The sequence below is a fragment of the Frankia sp. Hr75.2 genome (assembly GCF_949319125.1).
Lineage (GTDB): Bacteria > Actinomycetota > Actinomycetes > Frankiales > Frankiaceae > Parafrankia > Parafrankia soli.
In genome coordinates, this window is record NZ_CASGGV010000155.1 from 1 (window position 1) to 16816 (window position 16816).

Sequence of the window (16816 nt, forward strand, 5' to 3'; positions counted from 1 at the left end):
CTCGTCCCCGAAATCGCCAGCTGGGCGGCGAGGCGGGGTATCCCCGGATTCAAGGGCGGGGGCCTGGTCGGCGACCTGTGGGACGCCACCGGCGGGCGGGCTGTCGGGGCGATCGGAGACGTTGTCGGCGACGTTGCCGGCGCGGTGGTCGGATTCGTACGCGGGAACCTCGCCGCGGGCCTCTCTGCCGCCCTCAGCCCCGTGAAGGGCCTCATCCGCTCCACCCTCGGCGAGGGGGGCGACTGGAAGGGCTGGTTGGGCAGGCTCGGCCTCAAGCCCATGGACCAGCTCGTCGAGTGGGTGCGCGGCAAGGATGACGCGACGGCAGCCATTGCGGGCCCTGCGGCCTCGGCGCCGACCGGCGTCATCCAGCAGTACGCCAAGGGGCTGCTCGATGCCCGCGGCTGGGGCGCCCAGTGGGGGTCGTTCAACGCGCTGGTCATGGGGGAGTCCGGCTGGAACCCGATGGCGCGCAACCCGTCCTCGGGTGCTTTCGGAATCCCGCAGGCGCTACCCGCCTCCAAGCTCGACGCCTACGGCAACCGGAACGACTACCGGGTTCAGCTCCGCTGGATGCTCGACTACATCGCCGGCCGGGCCGACTACCGGACGCCAGCCGGCGCCTACTCGAAGTGGCTGTCACGCTCGCCGCACTGGTACGACCAGGGCGGGCCGCTGCACCCCGGCTGGACCATGGCCTACAACGGCACCGGCAAGGATGAGTGGGTCTCCAAGGAGAAGCCGAGCGGTGGAGTCACGATCGCGGCCGGCGCGATCCAGCAGACGATCCACGCCGACGGGGCCATCGACGCGCAGACCATCAGGGGGATGGTCGAGCAGGGGAACATCGGCCTCCTCGACACCCTCGACCAGATGCTCCAGCAGGGCGAGGGGGTCATCTGACTACTCGCACTTGGAGTGTCGGCGCGTGGGTGAGCGAGGCGGACGCCTCGACGAGACTTGGGTGTCAGCTCTCGTCCGGTGGCTCCTCCGGCCTCCACGACGCCGGATGCGTCAACCCTGCTGGCAACCGTGTCCGCCCATCTCCCCGGGCTGCATCCACCTGCTCCTGTGACAACCCAACTGCGCCAGCGAGGTTTGTCCCGCGTAGCCAGGCGCCAGTGAGGTTCGCGCCGAACAGCCAGGCGCCGGTGAGATCTGCTAGATCTAGCTTGGCATCGGCAAAGGTTGCGTCGACCAAATGAGCGCTTGAGAGGTCCGCGTTGAACAGCCAGGCCCTGGCGAGGTTGGCTCCAGGCAGATAAGCGCCAGTAAGGTTCGCTTTGCTCAGCCGAGCGTCGGTGAGGTTGACCTCGGCCAATTGAGCGCCAGCGAGGTCTGCCTTTACCAGCTCAGCGTTGATTAGGCTCAGCCCGCTGAGGTCGGCGCGCGAGACGCCGCGGCGTCTCGGAAGGCGGCCGAGGACGGTAAGCGCGGCTTGAATGTCGATGGTTAGGCGCATAGGTGCATCGTCACCGGTTCCGGGAGATGGCTGGGTCCAACGCCGCCCTGGTGGTGGCCGCCGCAGCGAGGGGGTGGGCGTGGCCTGGTGGTGAGTGCGCTGACGGACGAACGCGGCCAAGACTTCGACGACGGTGCGCTGGTCGGCGATGCTGTCCCGGGCGATGCGTTCCAGGGCATAGATCCCGGCCAGCCGGATCCCAAGCTCGGCGTCGTTGAGGAGCTTCACCGCCTCCACGTACAGCTCCCGCACGTGGGTGTCCCGGTTCGCCCGCCGGGTCTCGTCCAGCGCGATCAGACCCCCAGCCACGGCAGTGAGCGCAGCCGCTGCCGTGAGCAGCCCGCCTTGCAGCGCCGCCCGCGCCTGCCCCATCTCGACCTCGCCGCCTGGATACATCCGGTCCGGCAGGTGCCAGATCCCTACCACCGCGCAGACCGCTCCGACGGCGGCGATCCACAGCCCGCGGCGGCCGGTCCGCCGGCGCGCTTCCCCGTTGTCGGCCATGGGGAGGTTGTACGCCACCGTGGATGGCCGGATGCCCCTCCCCGGAGCCGTCGCATCAACTCGGTCAACCAGCGATGGTCCCGGCATCAACAGACGAACCCGCTAGCTGTTTGCTTTCGCGCTAACCGCTAGCGTGCGCAGACCAATCGACGCAGGGGGGCGACGATGGCCTACCACCATCCCGGCGGCTACCCGCAAGGTGGCGGTCCGCACCGGCAGCAGCCACCACCACAGCCGTACTACGACCCGCGCTGGCAGCAGCCACCCACACCGTACGGCCCGCCACAGCAACCACCCCGCCGCCAGGCCGCTTACCGCGGGCCTGCCCGCAACGCACACGGCGCCATGTACTGGCTCTGCGTCGGCTGGTGGTGGGAGCCCACGGCCTGGTTCGGGCGGATGTGTCTCTGGCTCATACCACCGCTCGGGATCTGGCGGTCGGGCCGCAAGGGGCGGAAGAACCGCGAGGCCAGACAGCGCCGAGGCTACCGGTAGATCACATCCCGCAGACGATGGAGAGCGAGCAGATGACTACCATGCCGTCGAGCCTCGGTTAGGGCCGGCACCATGGGGCCGCCCAAGGGTCGAGCGCACGAGAAGCGCCTTGCCGACATGTCCCTCCCGCTGCCCGAGCAGCGGGGGGAACCGTGGCGAGGTCAGCCGAACCCCGAGCACACCTGGCGCTACTCGGTAGCTGTCGGGGAGACGTCACGGATCGTCTACCGCGACGAGTTCGACGACGATTGGAACCTAGTCGACTTCGCGTTCGGACAGCAGGTACTGCACCGTAACGCTTGGGTGAACGTCATGCGTGTTGACTGTGATCATGGGATCGTTCATGTACACCGGTACACACGGAGGAACCCGGAAGGCGACCGCGAAGATCTGCTCCCGATCCAGGGGCAAGAGGACATCGAGCACGGACGCAAGATCACAGAGACGCTGATCAACGCCGAGACCTGTGAAGCGAACGAACGGAGGTGGAGAGATGGATGAGTTGACTCGTCGGCGCGTTGCTGTCGCGCGCAAGATCTTCCAGGCGACCAGCAACCCCAAGTTCGGCGTGTCCCTCCCAATCCAGGCCCCCGACGGCGAACGACCCGTCGTGGTGGCGCTCCGTGAGGACTCGGTGGGCTACGTGTTCGACCGTGTCGACGACTACGGCGGATCCGCCAACGTGGTTGTCGACCTCGGCCTCTCTATAGCCATCATCACCGTCACTCCCGACCCGCCGGGGACCGCCTCGAAGGCTAGCCACCCGATCCATGACGACTCTCCGATGGAGATGCTGGTCGTCCTGCTGCGGGACTACGGACCGCAGCAGTGTCACCGCATCCGACCCGATCGAGAGACGCGGCTCGTTGGCGAGCAGGAGCTGATCGGCGCCTGATCGGGCAGGCCAAGGAGGCGAAGTGGAACCCGCCTCCTTGGCCATCAGCTGACCTCTATTTCTCCACTTGGGTGGTAAGCGGGCATTTCGGACGGCCGGTAAACAGGGGCAGAGCGATCGCTGTGTTTTGGCCCCAGCGCCACAGGCAGACCGGGAGAGTCCGCCTGTGGCGTTACACCAGTACAAGGTTGTCGATCTAGCCCGAGACGATCTGGAGAGGGAACTCAACGCCCTCGGTGCCGAGGGATGGTCAACCACCTCGATCGTTCCGGACCCGCAGGGGACAACCCTCGTCATCCTCCGACGGAGCGTCCCCGACCCCGCCACGCCGCCCAAGCAGCCCACGCTGGGTGTCCGCCTGACGCTCAGGCGCCCTGTGCGAGAGGTGCAGGCATTCGATCAGGCCGACGGAGTCGAGATCAGAGACGGCCGTGCGTACGTCCAGTCGGCAGGCTGGGACTTGGGCGACTTCGCCCTCGATGAGATCGAATCTATCGACTGGCACGCAGGCGAGTTCCGGGGCGGAGAGGTCTGGTCCTCGGCTGAGGAGGACCAGTTAGATGCCCGGTTGGCCGAAGGTCTGACCGATAGAAAGATCGCCGATCTTCACGGGCGTAAGGAGAAGGCGATCTCTGACCGGATCCGCAAGCGCAGACTCGTCAGACCGATAACAAGATCTTTATCCTCCAGGGAGACTCGCCAACAGCCGTCGCGTGCGCGGGACGAGCTATCGGCGGATGAAGGGGAGGACGGATCGCCCTCCCTAGCCCGTCGGAGGAGGACAAGTCCAAGCCACATCGCGCTCGCCCAAGACCTGGAGGGCGCGCTCGACTACGCCACTAACGATGGGCGGGTGCACCTCGAGCAAGCCGTACACGTCCTACGGAACGGCAAACGGATCTTTGCCAGAACGAGCATGGGCATCTTCGGCATCAAGGACCACCGGTCGCCGCCCTGGCGGCAACTCGCCAAGCGTCTGGAGGACGAGTGCGTCGCGTTTGACGGTGAGGATCGAGCGGTTCTGGAACGAGCAGTGGACCAGCTGAACGCCTACGCGCAGGCCCAAGGGCGCCGTCGGCCATCCACCCCTGAGTTGTGACATCGCTGGCCCGCTAGCCTGACCCTCTTCACCGAGGGGGGCAGATGAGGACACGGTGGGCATCATTGGCACTGCTGGTCGCGGTCGGGGCGGCGGGATGTGGGACGCGGGCGGAAGGGGCGCCGTCGAGCGCAGACGTCGAGCCGACCCGAACCGCCGCGTCCACTCCGGTACCCGAGCTGCCAGAGGTCATGGCCATGAGGACGTCGCCGCCCGGCCCTGACAACTTCATCTCCGAGGCCCGCATGGTAAATCTCGGCGACAAGAGCCTGCTCACGGCCACAGACGAAGCGATCCTGGGGGTAGGGCACAGCACCTGCCGACTGTTCGACACGCAGGACGCCAGCACACCGGAGATGCGTCGCGCCGGATTCGAGATCATCGTCCAGGCCGTCCGCACCCAGACAGGCGCCGACGAGATCTCGGCCCGGACCCTGATGACGTTGGCTGTTCTCAACCTCTGCCCGGTCAACGCCGACGTGCTCCCACCCGACGCCGTCAGCTAGATCGGCGGCTCGTCCCGCCTGGCGCCGTCGCGCGGTGCCGGATGGCACGTGGATGGCACGAACGGCACCGAGGGCGACCTACCGGCACCCGGCCAGACCGCACGTCATATGCGGCCTGGCCGGGGCAAACCACCCGGCGCCGATCTTCACCGACCGGCGCCACACGAGGTGAAACGGTCTGCTAATGCGGTTGGGGGCTTATACCCCCTCCGGGGTTCAAATCCCCGAGCCTCCGCCCCTCGCGGTCGGGCCCGTCCAGCACGGACGGGCCGCTGACCAGGCACTTCTCTTCCATCCTCCGAAATCCCGGTGCCCGCGCTTCCGCTGGTGCCCACAGGGTGCCCACGTGGCGCTGGACGGGGGATCGCCGCGGCCACCGTCTCCGCCGCCTGCTGCCCCGCCGAGCGCAGCAGATGGACGTACAGGTTCGCGGTGATCGACGACGACGAGTGACCGAGCCGCTTGGAGACCAGGGCCAGGTCCACCCCGGCCGCAAGCTGGATCGACGCCGACGAGTGCCGCAGGTCGTGCAGCCGCCGCGGGGACAATGCGGGGACAACAGGTCCCGGCCGAGCTCGGCCCCGACCTCTTTAGCCCGGCCCGGCGGCAAGCTGCCCGCCCCGGGTTTACCCGGTTAGAGGCAGGGCAGGGGGCGAGCTGGGTGCTGCCTGGCCACTCCCGGAGTTGGCGACTGTGCGGCCGGGAGCGCCCGCCTCGACCGCCGGCCCCGCTGCCCCACCCCGGGACCGGCGGCCTAGCGCGGGAAGCGGCGTGGCGGCGTGGCGGGTGGTCGGCGGTGGGCGGGGCGACGGCCCACGCTGGGACTCCGCCGCCCCAACCGCACGAGCGCCTGCTGCTCGGCGCCCTCGACACCGAAAGACCGAAAGCCCTGGCCTCGCCGCCCTGCTCGGTGACTCTGCTCGGTGACTCGGTGAGTTGGGCCTGCGGGTCCCCCGCTGCGCGCCCGAGTGGCGTCGGTCCTGAAGGCCGCCCCAGCTAGCGGCCCCCGGCGGCGTCCGTGACCGCGTCGAGCACCCAGTCGTCCGGCGGACTGCCGCGCAAGCCGTCGGCGGTGGGATAGACCCGGCACTGCAACCCGTAGTCGATCCGGCTCGCCGCCGACGGGTCGACGTCGCGGCCGTCGACCCGCAGCGTCGGCGAGCCCAGGAACCGCAGCGTCCGCGCCCTCTCGGGACCTTCGACCTCGACGAGCCGCACCGGCTCGTGCACGCCCGCACGTGTCAGCAGGTCACCCAGGTGGGCCAGCAACGGCCGGTAGTTCGGGCAGTCCGTGACATAGAGCAGTTCGACAAGCACCGTCACCCTCGCCTCCGTCCGGTCAGAGTGAGTGGCCCACACCAGCGTTGACCGACCTTTCACGCCCGGCAACACTCGACCCGGGCGACGACGCCCGCCGCCGGCACGTGCCGGTCACAAAGCGAGAGGACCGGCTGTGTTCATCAGCACCGACGACCCGCGCGCCGTCGCCGCGGTCGCCGCCGTCCACGCCGGCGACCTGCCCACACTGCGCCAGCTACTCGCCGACCACCCCGAACTTGCCACCGTTCACCTCGGAGACGAGGGGGACCAGGGGATGTCCCGGACCATGCTTCACGTCGCCACCGACTGGCCCGGCCACTACCCGAACGGCCCCGCCACCGTGGCCACCCTGGTCGAGGCGGGCGCCGACGTCGACGCCCGGTTCACCGGGCCCCACACGGAAACCCCGCTGCACTGGGCCGCCAGCAGCGACGACGTCGCCGTCCTCGACGCGCTGCTCGACGCCGGAGCCGACATCGAGGCCGAAGGTGCGGTCATCGGCGGCGGCACCCCGCTCGACGACGCCTGCGCCTTCGGCCAGTGGAAAGCCGCCCGGCGGCTCGTCGAACGCGGCGCCAGCACCACCCTCTGGCACGCCGCCGCCCTCGACCTGCTCGACCGCCTCACCGCCGCCTTCGACGCGACACCGCCCCCGACCGCCGAAGACACCACCCGCGCATTCTGGAGCGCCTGCCACGGCGGCCAACGCCGCACCGCCGAATACCTCCTCGACCACGGCGCCGACATCAACTGGGTCGGTTACGACGACCTGACACCTCTCGACGCCGCCCAACGCACCGGAGCCAACGAACTCGTCGCCTGGCTGCACCACCGCGGCGCCCGGTCCACCGGAACCACCAGCAAGACACAGTGCTGACGAACACCAGCGCATCCTCTGCACACCGCCTCCACTGACCACCGCACCCCTGCCGGTCCACTGAGCCGGGTGGGCCCGGCGAAGGCGCTTGCAGTGCGGCTTCTGCACCCCGGGTTTCGTCATTTCCATCACCGCGCTGCTGCGCGACATCCCGAGCCCGTCGGACGAGGAGATCCGCGAGGGCCTGTCGGGGAACTACTGCCGCTGCACCGGCTACCAGGGAATCCTCGAGGCGGTGCGCCGCGCCGCGGCCACCGGTGCAACCAGCGCGGACGGTTAGCGCCGGGGCCGTCCCGCGCGCCGGATCAGCCACAGGGCGACGACGAGCACCGCCGCGACCGGTGCCATCCGCTTCGCCACGGGCACGGCGATCGTCCCGAGCAGGTTCACCGGGACGGGCTCCTGGCCGCGCGCCTCCGCGCGGGCGGCTGTGATGTCCCCGCCGGCCGGGCGCGGAGCGGGGCGCGTGGCAGCTTCCTGGTGAGGAGCGGGAACGTCCGCCGCGGCAACGGGAGTGTCGTCAGGTGCTGAGTCGGGTACGGAGGCGGGGGCCGCGGAGAGGACGTTGCTCTCCAGGCACTGGACGAACTGCCGGAGCAGCTTGGCGCTCACGTCGGCGAGCACGCCGCGGCCGAACTGCGCGGCCTTGCCGGAGATGGTGAGGTCGGTGGAGAGCCGGACGGCGGTCGCGTCGCCGTCCTCGGTGAGGGTGGCGGTGATGACCGCGCTGGCGTTGCCCTGGCCGCGGGTCTCGCGGCCGTCAGCCCTGATCACGGCCCGGTGGGCGGCGTGGTCCTTCTCCTGGAAGGTGGCCTTGCCCTTGTACTGGGCGGTGATCGGCCCGACCTTCACCTTGACCGCGCCGCGGTACTCCTCGCCCTCGACCGACAACAGCTCGGCGCCCGGCATGCACGGTGCGATCAGTTCGAGGTCGGTCAGCACGTCCCATGCCCGGTCGATCGGCACGGCGACCCGGAACTCGTTGGTCAGCTCCACTGCTTATGTCCTCACGGTGTCGGCGCCGCGGACGACCGGCGCGCCTTCTCCAGCAGCGAGACGATCGTCGCGGGGCTGGCGGGCAAACTTGTGATCTTCACTCCGAACGGGGCCAGCGCGTCGGCTACGGCGTTGACGACCGCCGGGGCCGAGCCGATCGCGCCGCCCTCGCCGACCCCCTTGTAGCCTCCCGGGCCGGGCGCGGGGGTCTCCAGGTGGCCGTACTCGATCGTCGGGACCTCGGTGGTCGTCGGGAGGAGGTAGTCGACGAACGTCGAGGCGAGCGGGTTGCCGTCGGGGTCGTAGGCGAGGTTCTCCAGCAGGGCGCCGCCGATGCCCTGCACGGTTCCGCCGGCGATCTGCCCCTCGACGACGTTCGGGTTGATCATCGGGCCGACGTCCTCGCCGACGATGTGGCGCAGCAGCGTGACCTTGAGCCGCTGCGGCTGCCGGCGGTGCCGGCGCCGAACGGCGTGACCGCCGTGTCGCCCTGGATCGTGGCGACCTGGTCGAGGTCGACGCCCAGCGCGTCGGCGGTCAGCTGCACCACCGTCGTCTCGATGCTGTTGCCGGTCGAGCCGCCGGCCACATAGACGTTCACCGCGCCGGACGGCTCGATACGGATCGTGGCGCCCTCGGTGGCGTAGTATCCCATCCCGGTCGAGGTGGGCTCCACATAGCTGCAGGTGCCGACCCCGAGGTAGCGGCCGGCCGCGCGGGCCTCGTGCTGCTCGCGGCGGAACGCCCCGTAGTCGAGCATCTCCAACGCTAGGTCGAAGGTCTCCCGCGGGGACATGTGGTCGTAGGGCATCCCGCACGGGTTCACGTACGGCATGTCGGCCTGGCCGGCCGACATCAGGTTCTCGCGCCGGTCCTCGATCCACTTGATCGCGGCGGGGACCTTGCGGGCCGCCAGCATGACGCACATGTCCTCGCGCAGCGGGATGACCTTCTGGCCGAAGCCGCCGCCGGTGTCGCGCATGATGACCCGGACGCACTGCTCGGGCAGGCCGAGCAGCCGGGCGCAGAACGCCCGGACCTCGTGCGGGGCCTGCGTCGCAGCCCAGATCGTGAGCTCACCGGCGGACCACTCGACGACCAGCCCGCGGGTCTCGATCGGCACCGCGGCGTAGCCCTGCTGGTAGATGGTCTCGTCGGCGACGTGCGCCGCGGCGGCGAAGACCTCCTCGGCCGCGGCCGGCGGCGGGCCGCCCATCCTCCCGGCGACGTTGCCGGGGTAGGCCTCGTGCACCAGGGCGTCCGCCGTCTCGGCGTCGCGGTAGTCGGCGACGGCGGGCAGCGGGTCGTAGTCGACCTCGACCAGCTCGGTCGCGTCCTCGGCGATGTACCGACTCTCGGCGATCACCAGGGCGACCGGGTCGCCGACGAAGCGGACCTCGTCCGAGGCGAGCGCCGGCCGGGGCGTGTCCGGGATGTCCTTGCCCATCGAGGTGTACCACTGCTCGCGGATGTCCGGGTTGAGATCGGCGGCGAGGAACACGGCGTGGACACCGGGGAGGTCCAGCGCGGCCGAGATGTCGACATGGGTGACGCGGGCGTGGGCGAACGGGCTGCGCACGAAGCAGGTGTGCAGCATGCCCGGCCGCCGGACGTCGTCCACGAACGTGCCGTGCCCGGTGAGCAGGCGCCCGTCCTCCACCCGCTGGACCCGGGTGCCCGCATAACGCGCCGCGGTGGTCTCGCGCATGAGCACCTGCTCCGTTCGTGCGCCGGACGGCCGGACGGTCGGATAGCCGGCATACCGCGTACGTCACAGATGTCGCGTACGTCTCACATGCCGCCGGCGCACGACTCTAGCCGTCCGGGCTCGACGATGTTGGGCGACCGCTCAGGAGGGCGCGTCCGCGGCGGTGCCGGCCGCGGACGGGCGGGAACCGGGCCAGCGCCGTACATCCTCCGGGGTGTCGAGGTCGGCGGGATCACCCGGGACCGGCACCTCGTCGACCAGATCCGGGTGCGCGGCGAGGAAGCGGCGCGCACCCTCGTCGGCACCGGCGAGCGCGATCGCCTCGCGCCACAGCCGCGGCGCCATGACGATCGGATGTCCGCGCCGGCCGCCGTAGCGGCCGACGGCGACCCGGCCCGGCCGCCAGGCCGCCAGGACGGCGCGCACCGCGTCCGCGCCGATCCCGGGGGTGTCGACCAGCAGCACCGCGACCGCGGTTACCCCCGCCGCATCGGCAGTGGGCGCCGGGCCGCGGGCGCGGTCCAGCGCGAGTGTGAGCGAGCTGCGCTGCCCGCGGCCGGGGTCAGGGTTCACCACGACGTCCGCGCCCGGCACGACCGTGCCGTCGCGGACCACCGCGATGACCCAGGGGCAGCCGGCGTCCCGCGCGGCGGCCACCGCGCGGTCCACCAGTCGCGCCCCGCCCACGACGAGCTCGGCCTTCGGCGCGCCCATCCGGCTGCCGCCGCCCGCCGCGAGCACAGCCGCGACGATCCGGGCCGGTGCGTGTCCGGTCATGCCGGCCAGTCTGGTCCCGTCGGTCAGTCTGGTCCCGCCCGCGTGGCGGGAACCGGGGCGGGGAGGATGCCAGACTCGCCGTCATGCCGTTACGTGACTTCGCCGACCCGGCGGCGGTGGCCGGTGCGCTCGACGCGGCCGGGTACGTGCCGGACGAGGGCGTCGCCACCGCCGCGTTCCTCGCCCTGCGGATGGGCCGGCCGCTGTTCGTGGAGGGCGACCCCGGCGTCGGCAAGACCGCGCTGGCGCACGCACTGGCCACGGTCTGCCAGGCCCGCCTGATCCGCCTGCAGTGCTACGAGGGCATCGACGTGAGCCAGGCGCTCTACGACTGGGACTTCCCGCGCCAGGTCCTCCACCTGCGTGCCGCCGCCGGCAGCGCGGACCCGGGCGAGATCGAGGCCTCGCTGTACGACCGCCGCTTCCTGATCGCCCGCCCGGTGCTGCAGGCACTCGAGCAGAGCCCCGCCGTCCTGCTCGTCGACGAGATCGACCGCGCTGACGACGAGTTCGAGGCGTTCCTGCTCGAGGTGCTCGCCGAGGGCTCGGTGACGGTCCCGGAGATCGGCACGATCCGGGCGGACGTCCCGCCGCTGACGGTGATCACCTCGAACCGGACCCGCGAGGTGCACGACGCGCTGAAGCGCCGCTGCCTCTACCTGTGGCTGGACCATCCGGACTTCGCCCGGGAGGTGGAGATCGTCCGGCGGCGGGTGCCGGGCGCGGCGCGCCAGCTCGTCGCGGACGTCGCCCGGGCCACCGCGCGGCTGCGGGAAGCGGGCCTGCTCAAGCCGCCCGGCATCGCCGAGACGATCGACTGGGCGCTGGCCCTGCACACCCTCGGCCGCTCCCGCCTCGACGGGGAGGCGGCGCGGATGACGCTGGGCGCGGTGCTGAAGTACCGGGAGGACATCGTCCGCGCAGAGCGGGAGCTGGGCGAGATCGTCGGCGGGCTGACGTGAACGCGCGGCCGTCCGCCGCGGGTCCGTCCGCCGCGGGTCCGTCCGCCGCGGGTCCGCTCGCCGAACCGGACCCGCTGGTCGCCCTGACCGGGTTCGCCCGCGCGCTGCGCGGCGCCGGCGCGGCGGCGGACGCGAGCCGGGTCGCGACGGCGGTGCAGGCACTCACCCACCTCGATCCCACCAGCGCCGCCGACGTGTACTGGGCCGGTCGCCTGGCGCTGTGCGCCGAACCGGACGACCTGCCGCGCTACGACGCGCTGTTCGACGAGTGGTTCCGCGGGCGCCTCGACGGGCTGCCCGGGCAGGCCGCCGCCGGGGCTGTCGCGCCGTCGTCGCGGGCGGTGCGGGTCTGGCCGTCCAGCGGCGCCGGCACCGCGCGCGACGACGGTGACGACAGCCCGGCCGACCCGCTCCCCGTCGGCGCGAGCGACGTCGAGCTGCTGCGCCGCCGCGACGTCGCGGACCTCAGCCCGGCGGAGCGGGCCGAGATCGACCGGCTCGTCGGCCTGCTCGCCCCCCGGGTCGGGTCCCGTCCCAGCCGCCGGCGCCGGCCCGGCGGGAACCGCGGGCTCGACCCGCGCCGCACCGTGCGCGCCATGCTGCGCGACGGCGGCGAGCCCGGTGAGCTCGTCCGCGCGCGCCCGCGGGTACGGCCCCGGCGGCTGGTGTTCCTCGTCGACGTCAGCGGTTCCATGAGCCCCTACGCCGACGTGATGCTGCGCTTCGCGCACGCCGCCGTCCGGGTCGCCCCGTTCGCCACCGAGGTGTTCACCTGCGGGACCAGGCTGACGCGACTCACCCGTCCGCTGCGGCTGCGGGACGCGGGGGAGGCCCTGCGGGCGGCCGGCGAGGCGATTCCCGACTGGAGCGGCGGCACCCGCCTCGGGGAGTCGCTGCGCGCCTTCCTCGACCTGTGGGGGCAGCGGGGCACCGCCCGCCAGGCGGTCGTGGTGATCGTGTCCGACGGGTGGGAGCGCGGCGACGTCACCCTGCTCGCCGAGCAGATGGCCCGGCTGGCCCGGCTCGCGCACCGGGTCCTCTGGGTGAACCCGCACACCGGCCGGGACGGGTTCACGCCGACCGCCGCAGGTATGTCCGCGGCGCTTCCCCACGTGGACGACCTGCTGGCCGGGCATACGTTCCAGGCACTGCGAGGACTTGCCGAGGTGATCTCCGATGCGTGACGTGCTCCCCGACCTCGAGAGCTGGTGGCAGGCGGGGGAGACCGTGGGCCTGGCGACGGTCGTCGGCACCTGGAAGTCGGCCCCGCGCCAGCCGGGCGCGGCGATGGCTGTCACCCCGGACGGCTCGGTCGTGGGCAGTGTCTCGGGCGGCTGCGTCGAGGGGGCCGTGTACGACCTGGCCGAGCAGTGCCGCGCGACGTCCGTCCCCGTCCTGCAGCGCTACGGGGTCAGTGACGACGACGCGTTCGCGGTGGGCCTCACCTGCGGGGGCATCATCGACGTCTTCGTCGAGGCGGTGAGCCGGCGGACGTTCCCCGAGCTCGGCGGGATCCTCGCCGACGTCCGGGACGGCCGGCCGGTCGCGGTCGCGACGCTGGTCAGCGGGGTGGGCACCAGCACCGTCGGGTCCCGCCTCGTCGTCCGGCCGGGCTCCGTCGAGGGCACCCTCGGCAGCGCGCGGTTCGACACGGCCGTCCGCGACGACGCGCGCGGGATGCTGGAGCAGGGCCGGACGGGCATCGTCCGCTACGGCCCGTACGGCGAGCGGCGCGGTGACGACAGTGCCGTCTTCGTCGCCTCCTACGCGCCGCGGCCGCGGCTGATCGTCTTCGGTGCCATCGACTTCGCCGCCGCCCTGGCCAGGGTGGGCGCCTTCCTCGGCTACCGGGTGACCGTGTGCGACGCACGGGCGACGTTCGCCACCCGCAGGCGGTTCCCCGAGGCCGACGAGGTGGTCGTCGACTGGCCGCACCGCTACCTCGCCGCGACGGCGGTGGACGAGCGCACGACCGTCTGCGTCCTCACCCACGATCCGAAGTTCGACGTGCCGCTCCTGGAGGTCGCGCTGCGCCGGCCGCTGGCCTACCTCGGCGTCATGGGCTCGCGCCGCACCAACGCCGACCGCGCGCGGCGGCTGCGGGAGCTCGGCTTCTCCGACGCCGACCTGGCCCGCCTGCACGCGCCCATCGGCCTGGACATCGGGGGGCGCACACCGGAGGAGACCGCGATCTCCATCGCCGCGGAGATCATCGCGACGCGGCACGGGGGATCGGGCGCCCAGCTACGGCAGCTGTCCGGCCCCATCCACCATGACCTGTCCGCGCCGGCCGGTGACCCATCCACGACGTTCGGTGATCCATCTGCGCCGGCCGGTGACGTGCGGGCGTCGGCCCATGACGGCTGAACGTCGAGTGCCGATCGCACGGATCTGATTCCTGTTACTCTCCGGCCGTGCTGTTCGCCTTACGCTTCGACTTCCGTAATCCGGACCTCGCCGGTACGACCATGGCCGACCGTTACGCGGCGGCCCTCGACATGGCCGAGTGGGCTGACCAGCTGGGCTGCGTGACCATCGCGGTCTCGGAGCACCACGGCTCGCCGGACGGCTACCTTCCCAGCCCGATCCCGATGCTCGCGGCGATGGCCGCCCGCACCACCAAGGTGCGCTTCCGTATCGCGGCGCTCATCGCACCGTTTCACGACCCGCTGCGCCTCGCCGAGGACCTGATCTTCCTCGACAACATCAGCAAGGGTCGCGTCGACCTGATCGTCGCGGGCGGGTACGTCCGCGAGGAGTTCGCCATGTTCGACATCCCGATGTCCGAACGCGGGCGCCGGGTGACCGAGACCGTGACGACCCTCAAGGCCGCGTTCTCCGGCGAGCCGTTCGAATACCGCGGCCGGACGGTCCACCTCACCCCCGGTCCCTTCCGCCCCGGCGGCCCGCAGATCTCGCTCGGTGGCAGCAGCGAGCCGGCCGCCCGTCGCGCGGCACGCATCGCCGACGGCTTCGTCCCCTCGGTGCCGGAGGTCTGGGAGTTCTACCGCGACGAGGTCCAGAAGCTCGGCCGGCCCGATCCCGGACCGAGCCCGATCGGCCCTAACCAGGTCACCGCGCTCGCCGAGGACGCCGACGAGGGCTGGAAGCGAATGTCGCCGTTCTTCCTCCACGAGACGAACGCCTACGGCGTCTGGCAGGCCCAGAACAACGCGGTTTCTCCGTACCGCACGGCTGCCGATGCCGACCATCTGCGCACGACCGGGCAGTACCGGGTGCTGACGCCCGAACAGCTCGTGGCCGAGCAGAAGGCCGCGTCATTCGCGTTCACCCAGCTCCACCCGCTGTGCGGGGGAATGCCGCCCGAGTCGGCGTGGGACAGCCTGCGCCTGTTCGAGCGCGAGGTTCTGCCGGCCTTCCGCTGATCCGTCGCCCCGTCTGATTCGCGCCCGCCGGCGGTCGACGCCGCTTCTGGCCGCTGGCGGACCGTACTGATCCCTGGTTCCCGAACGCTGATGCCCGAAGCCCGAACCGGCTTCGGGCATCAGCATTTCGGGCCCGTGGAACCCCGGGTTCGCGATTCCAGCCCGGCGTTCGTGTTCGCGGGCCGGCGGCCCGCGCGGTCAGATCCCCGGATCGGCCGGGTCCACCCGTACGACGCGGAAGTCGGCGCCGACGATCCGCCCGTACATCTCGGCTGACATCGGGCCGGGGAACGTCCCGACGACGGAGGTCGGGGACCCGGCGTCGTCGACGAGCACGACGGCGTAGGCGCTGGGTGCCGCCCACTTCCCGCGCACGGCGTGCTCGACGTGCCGCCAGCTCTCCTCGGACGGGGGGTGCAGGGGGCTCGGCGTCGTCACGCCGGCCTCGCTCTGCGGAAAATGAATTTAACTTCTTTAAATGAATCTAATGCCACTCTGTCGGCCTCGACGAGGTCGGCCTCGACGAGTCGGCGCCCCTTTGTCATGTATCGCTCCGGTTCGGGCGGTGTTCCTGCTGGATGGCGTCCCCTCTCCCTTCGACCAACGGTCCACCATGACGGGCGATCGGGCGAGGGTGTGAGTGGCGTCATACTGCAGGCATGCGGAGGAAGGGACACAGAGCCACCGGCGCGTCGAATGCGGCACGGTCAACGGGACGGTCCGGTATGGCACGATCAGCACGGGAGATCAGCGGACGAATTGTGGCGGCCCTGGCGGCCGGCGCCTCGCCCGCGTGGGTGTGACAACAGTCAGACCAGCTGGAATCGGTCGGCGACGAACCAGAACCGAGGACCCCGGGTAGACGATGTGAAGCACATACAACCCTGTCTCGCCAAGTTGTTGGGCGCAATCGTCCAGCGCAGGAAGGCCGCCGGGCTCAGCCAGGCCCAGCTGGCCAACCGGGTGCGTTACCAACCGAGTTACCTCTCGAAGGCCGAGCGCGGCCTGCTGGGCGTGCCGTCGCAGTCGCTCGTGGCCGCGATCGACGCGGAGCTGAACGCCGGCGGCGCGCTCGTCGAGCTGCGCCGTCACGCGTGGCTGGAGGACAAGGGCGGTCAGGCGGGCGTCATCTGGCGGGGAGTCCCGGAGGAGGTGGACATCACGGATCGCCGACAGCTCATCGTCGGGGGCGGCGCCGTCGCGGTCGGGCCGGCGGCGGCCGCGGCCCTGCCGGCCGTGCCAGCACTGTCCGATGCACCGGCATCGTCGGGCGCGTCGGCCGTTCCCGCGCCCCGGTCCGGAGCGGCCGGGCCCCCGGCACCGAGCCGGATCGACCTGTCGGGGCGGTGGTGGACGTCCTGGCAGACCTTCCGGGACGGCAAGGAGATCCGCTCCTCGCAGGAGGTCAGCGTGGAGCAGGCCGGCGAGGTCCTCCGCATCGAGGCGGTCTCGCGCGGGCTGGCCCTGGAGGAGGGCGGCTACCTCTGGTCGGGCGAGCTGCGCGTCTTCGACAACGAGATCGTCATGGGTTGGTACGTGGCGGTCGACGGCCCGGTGCGGTCGAAGGGCACGCTGTTCCTCTCGCTGCACCCGCACGGTGACCGGCTCACCGGCCGCTGGGTCGGCCTCAGCTACGACGGCCTGTTCATCGAGGGGTGGGGAGCGATGGCTCGTTCGGAGGAGGCCACCGTGACCCTGATCGACCGCCTCAAGAAACAGTTTCCGAAGGTGGCGTGACGGCCGCTGGAACCGGCGAGCCGGAGCAGCGTGGAGGACCTCGGTGCGGCGGTCGTCGCCCTCCGGCCGGAGGACGCGACCGCCGTCACCGA

Annotated in this window: 19 protein-coding genes and 1 pseudogene; 12 read left to right on the forward strand and 8 right to left on the reverse strand. The window is 71.4% G+C overall.

The window, feature by feature from the left end; all coding sequences use genetic code 11:
* On the forward strand, positions 1 to 903 hold a 903-nt coding region (locus tag AC559T_RS12800), incomplete at its 5' end, for an aggregation-promoting factor C-terminal-like domain-containing protein (protein ID WP_498868846.1).
* Positions 904 to 967: 64 nt separating this feature from the next.
* On the opposite strand, the gene AC559T_RS12805 is transcribed toward AC559T_RS12800, so the two are convergent.
* The gene (locus tag AC559T_RS12805; RefSeq protein ID WP_498868847.1) at positions 968 to 1966 is read right to left on the reverse strand and encodes a pentapeptide repeat-containing protein; all 999 of its coding nucleotides are present in this window, start codon (positions 1964 to 1966) and stop codon (positions 968 to 970) included.
* Positions 1967 to 2578: 612 nt separating this feature from the next.
* On the opposite strand from AC559T_RS12805, the gene AC559T_RS12810 reads away from it, so the two are divergent.
* The 4 genes from AC559T_RS12810 to AC559T_RS12825 all read left to right on the forward strand — a co-directional run bounded on the left by AC559T_RS12810 (position 2579) and on the right by AC559T_RS12825 (position 4961).
* Positions 2579 to 2962 carry a DUF7718 family protein gene (locus AC559T_RS12810; protein ID WP_498868848.1) on the forward strand — a complete coding sequence of 128 codons (384 nt, stop codon included), beginning with the start codon at positions 2579 to 2581 and terminating at the stop codon, positions 2960 to 2962.
* Positions 2955 to 3356, forward strand: a complete 402-nt coding sequence (locus tag AC559T_RS12815) for a hypothetical protein (protein WP_498868849.1) — start codon at positions 2955 to 2957, stop codon at positions 3354 to 3356. The genes AC559T_RS12810 and AC559T_RS12815 overlap by 8 nt, the downstream gene beginning before the upstream one ends.
* Positions 3357 to 3522: 166 nt before the next feature.
* Positions 3523 to 4455, forward strand: coding sequence for a hypothetical protein (locus AC559T_RS12820; protein ID WP_498868850.1), 933 nt, complete (start codon positions 3523 to 3525; stop codon positions 4453 to 4455).
* Positions 4456 to 4652: 197 nt separating this feature from the next.
* Entirely contained in the window at positions 4653 to 4961 is a 309-nt protein-coding gene (locus tag AC559T_RS12825; RefSeq protein ID WP_498868851.1) for a hypothetical protein, read from the forward strand.
* A 146-nt stretch (positions 4962 to 5107) separates the two neighbouring features.
* Here AC559T_RS12825 and AC559T_RS12830 read toward each other — a convergent pair whose 3' ends face one another.
* Positions 5108 to 5446, reverse strand: coding sequence for a hypothetical protein (locus AC559T_RS12830; RefSeq protein ID WP_498868889.1), 339 nt, complete (start codon positions 5444 to 5446; stop codon positions 5108 to 5110).
* A 511-nt stretch (positions 5447 to 5957) separates the two neighbouring features.
* On the reverse strand, positions 5958 to 6284 hold the full coding sequence (locus AC559T_RS12835) for a DF family (seleno)protein (RefSeq protein WP_498868852.1): 327 nt from the start codon (positions 6282 to 6284) through the stop codon (positions 5958 to 5960).
* A 130-nt stretch (positions 6285 to 6414) separates the two neighbouring features.
* On the opposite strand from AC559T_RS12835, the gene AC559T_RS12840 reads away from it, so the two are divergent.
* Both AC559T_RS12840 and AC559T_RS12845 read left to right on the forward strand, forming a co-directional pair.
* Positions 6415 to 7158, forward strand: a complete 744-nt coding sequence (locus tag AC559T_RS12840) for an ankyrin repeat domain-containing protein (RefSeq protein WP_112106906.1) — start codon at positions 6415 to 6417, stop codon at positions 7156 to 7158.
* Positions 7159 to 7240: 82 nt separating this feature from the next.
* Positions 7241 to 7438, forward strand: a pseudogene (locus AC559T_RS12845) ((2Fe-2S)-binding protein); the annotation flags it as partial.
* Here AC559T_RS12845 and AC559T_RS12850 read toward each other — a convergent pair.
* The 4 genes from AC559T_RS12850 to AC559T_RS12865 all read right to left on the reverse strand — a co-directional run bounded on the left by AC559T_RS12850 (position 7435) and on the right by AC559T_RS12865 (position 10639).
* Positions 7435 to 8154, reverse strand: coding sequence for an SRPBCC family protein (locus AC559T_RS12850; RefSeq protein ID WP_131625086.1), 720 nt, complete (start codon positions 8152 to 8154; stop codon positions 7435 to 7437). The pseudogene AC559T_RS12845 and the gene AC559T_RS12850 overlap by 4 nt on opposite strands.
* A gap of 11 nt (positions 8155 to 8165) precedes the next feature.
* Complete coding sequence (locus AC559T_RS12855) at positions 8166 to 8543, reverse strand: molybdopterin cofactor-binding domain-containing protein (protein WP_498868853.1); 378 nt, start codon at positions 8541 to 8543, stop codon at positions 8166 to 8168.
* Positions 8540 to 9862, reverse strand: coding sequence for a xanthine dehydrogenase family protein molybdopterin-binding subunit (locus AC559T_RS12860; RefSeq protein ID WP_498868854.1), 1323 nt, complete (start codon positions 9860 to 9862; stop codon positions 8540 to 8542). Before AC559T_RS12860 ends, AC559T_RS12855 begins: the two co-directional genes overlap by 4 nt.
* Positions 9863 to 10003: 141 nt before the next feature.
* Positions 10004 to 10639 (reverse strand): nucleotidyltransferase family protein, encoded by a 636-nt coding sequence (locus AC559T_RS12865; RefSeq protein WP_498868855.1) that lies wholly within the window; start codon positions 10637 to 10639, stop codon positions 10004 to 10006.
* Positions 10640 to 10722: 83 nt separating this feature from the next.
* Between AC559T_RS12865 and AC559T_RS12870 the strand changes: the two genes are divergently transcribed.
* The 4 genes from AC559T_RS12870 to AC559T_RS12885 are packed head-to-tail and all read left to right on the forward strand — an operon-like array spanning position 10723 to position 14987.
* Positions 10723 to 11601 (forward strand): AAA family ATPase, encoded by an 879-nt coding sequence (locus AC559T_RS12870; RefSeq protein WP_368952274.1) that lies wholly within the window; start codon positions 10723 to 10725, stop codon positions 11599 to 11601.
* Positions 11598 to 12785: a vWA domain-containing protein gene (locus tag AC559T_RS12875; RefSeq protein ID WP_498868856.1), complete on the forward strand. Its 1188-nt coding sequence runs from the start codon at positions 11598 to 11600 to the stop codon at positions 12783 to 12785. Before AC559T_RS12870 ends, AC559T_RS12875 begins: the two co-directional genes overlap by 4 nt.
* Positions 12778 to 13968 (forward strand): XdhC family protein, encoded by a 1191-nt coding sequence (locus AC559T_RS12880; RefSeq protein WP_498868857.1) that lies wholly within the window; start codon positions 12778 to 12780, stop codon positions 13966 to 13968. Before AC559T_RS12875 ends, AC559T_RS12880 begins: the two co-directional genes overlap by 8 nt.
* Positions 13969 to 14015: 47 nt before the next feature.
* Positions 14016 to 14987 (forward strand): LLM class flavin-dependent oxidoreductase, encoded by a 972-nt coding sequence (locus AC559T_RS12885; protein WP_498868858.1) that lies wholly within the window; start codon positions 14016 to 14018, stop codon positions 14985 to 14987.
* A gap of 198 nt (positions 14988 to 15185) precedes the next feature.
* On the opposite strand, the gene AC559T_RS12890 is transcribed toward AC559T_RS12885, so the two are convergent.
* Positions 15186 to 15425, reverse strand: a complete 240-nt coding sequence (locus tag AC559T_RS12890) for a hypothetical protein (RefSeq protein ID WP_112106913.1) — start codon at positions 15423 to 15425, stop codon at positions 15186 to 15188.
* Positions 15426 to 15887: 462 nt separating this feature from the next.
* Here AC559T_RS12890 and AC559T_RS12895 point away from each other — a divergent pair, with 462 nt between their 5' ends.
* Positions 15888 to 16724 (forward strand): helix-turn-helix domain-containing protein, encoded by an 837-nt coding sequence (locus tag AC559T_RS12895; protein WP_235014132.1) that lies wholly within the window; start codon positions 15888 to 15890, stop codon positions 16722 to 16724.
* Positions 16725 to 16816: the final 92 nt, after the last annotated feature.

Coding starts and splice junctions, on each gene's coding strand:
- AC559T_RS12870 (WP_368952274.1), top strand. CDS start 10,723: ATGCCGTTACGTGACTTCGCCGACCCGGCGGCGGTGGCCGGTGCGCTC.
- AC559T_RS12855 (WP_498868853.1), bottom strand. CDS start 8,543: ATGATCAACCCGAACGTCGTCGAGGGGCAGATCGCCGGCGGAACCGTG.
- AC559T_RS12880 (WP_498868857.1), top strand. CDS start 12,778: ATGCGTGACGTGCTCCCCGACCTCGAGAGCTGGTGGCAGGCGGGGGAG.
- AC559T_RS12860 (WP_498868854.1), bottom strand. CDS start 9,862: ATGCGCGAGACCACCGCGGCGCGTTATGCGGGCACCCGGGTCCAGCGG.
- AC559T_RS12805 (WP_498868847.1), bottom strand. CDS start 1,966: ATGGCCGACAACGGGGAAGCGCGCCGGCGGACCGGCCGCCGCGGGCTG.
- AC559T_RS12825 (WP_498868851.1), top strand. CDS start 4,653: ATGAGGACGTCGCCGCCCGGCCCTGACAACTTCATCTCCGAGGCCCGC.
- AC559T_RS12815 (WP_498868849.1), top strand. CDS start 2,955: ATGGATGAGTTGACTCGTCGGCGCGTTGCTGTCGCGCGCAAGATCTTC.
- AC559T_RS12865 (WP_498868855.1), bottom strand. CDS start 10,639: ATGACCGGACACGCACCGGCCCGGATCGTCGCGGCTGTGCTCGCGGCG.
- AC559T_RS12810 (WP_498868848.1), top strand. CDS start 2,579: ATGTCCCTCCCGCTGCCCGAGCAGCGGGGGGAACCGTGGCGAGGTCAG.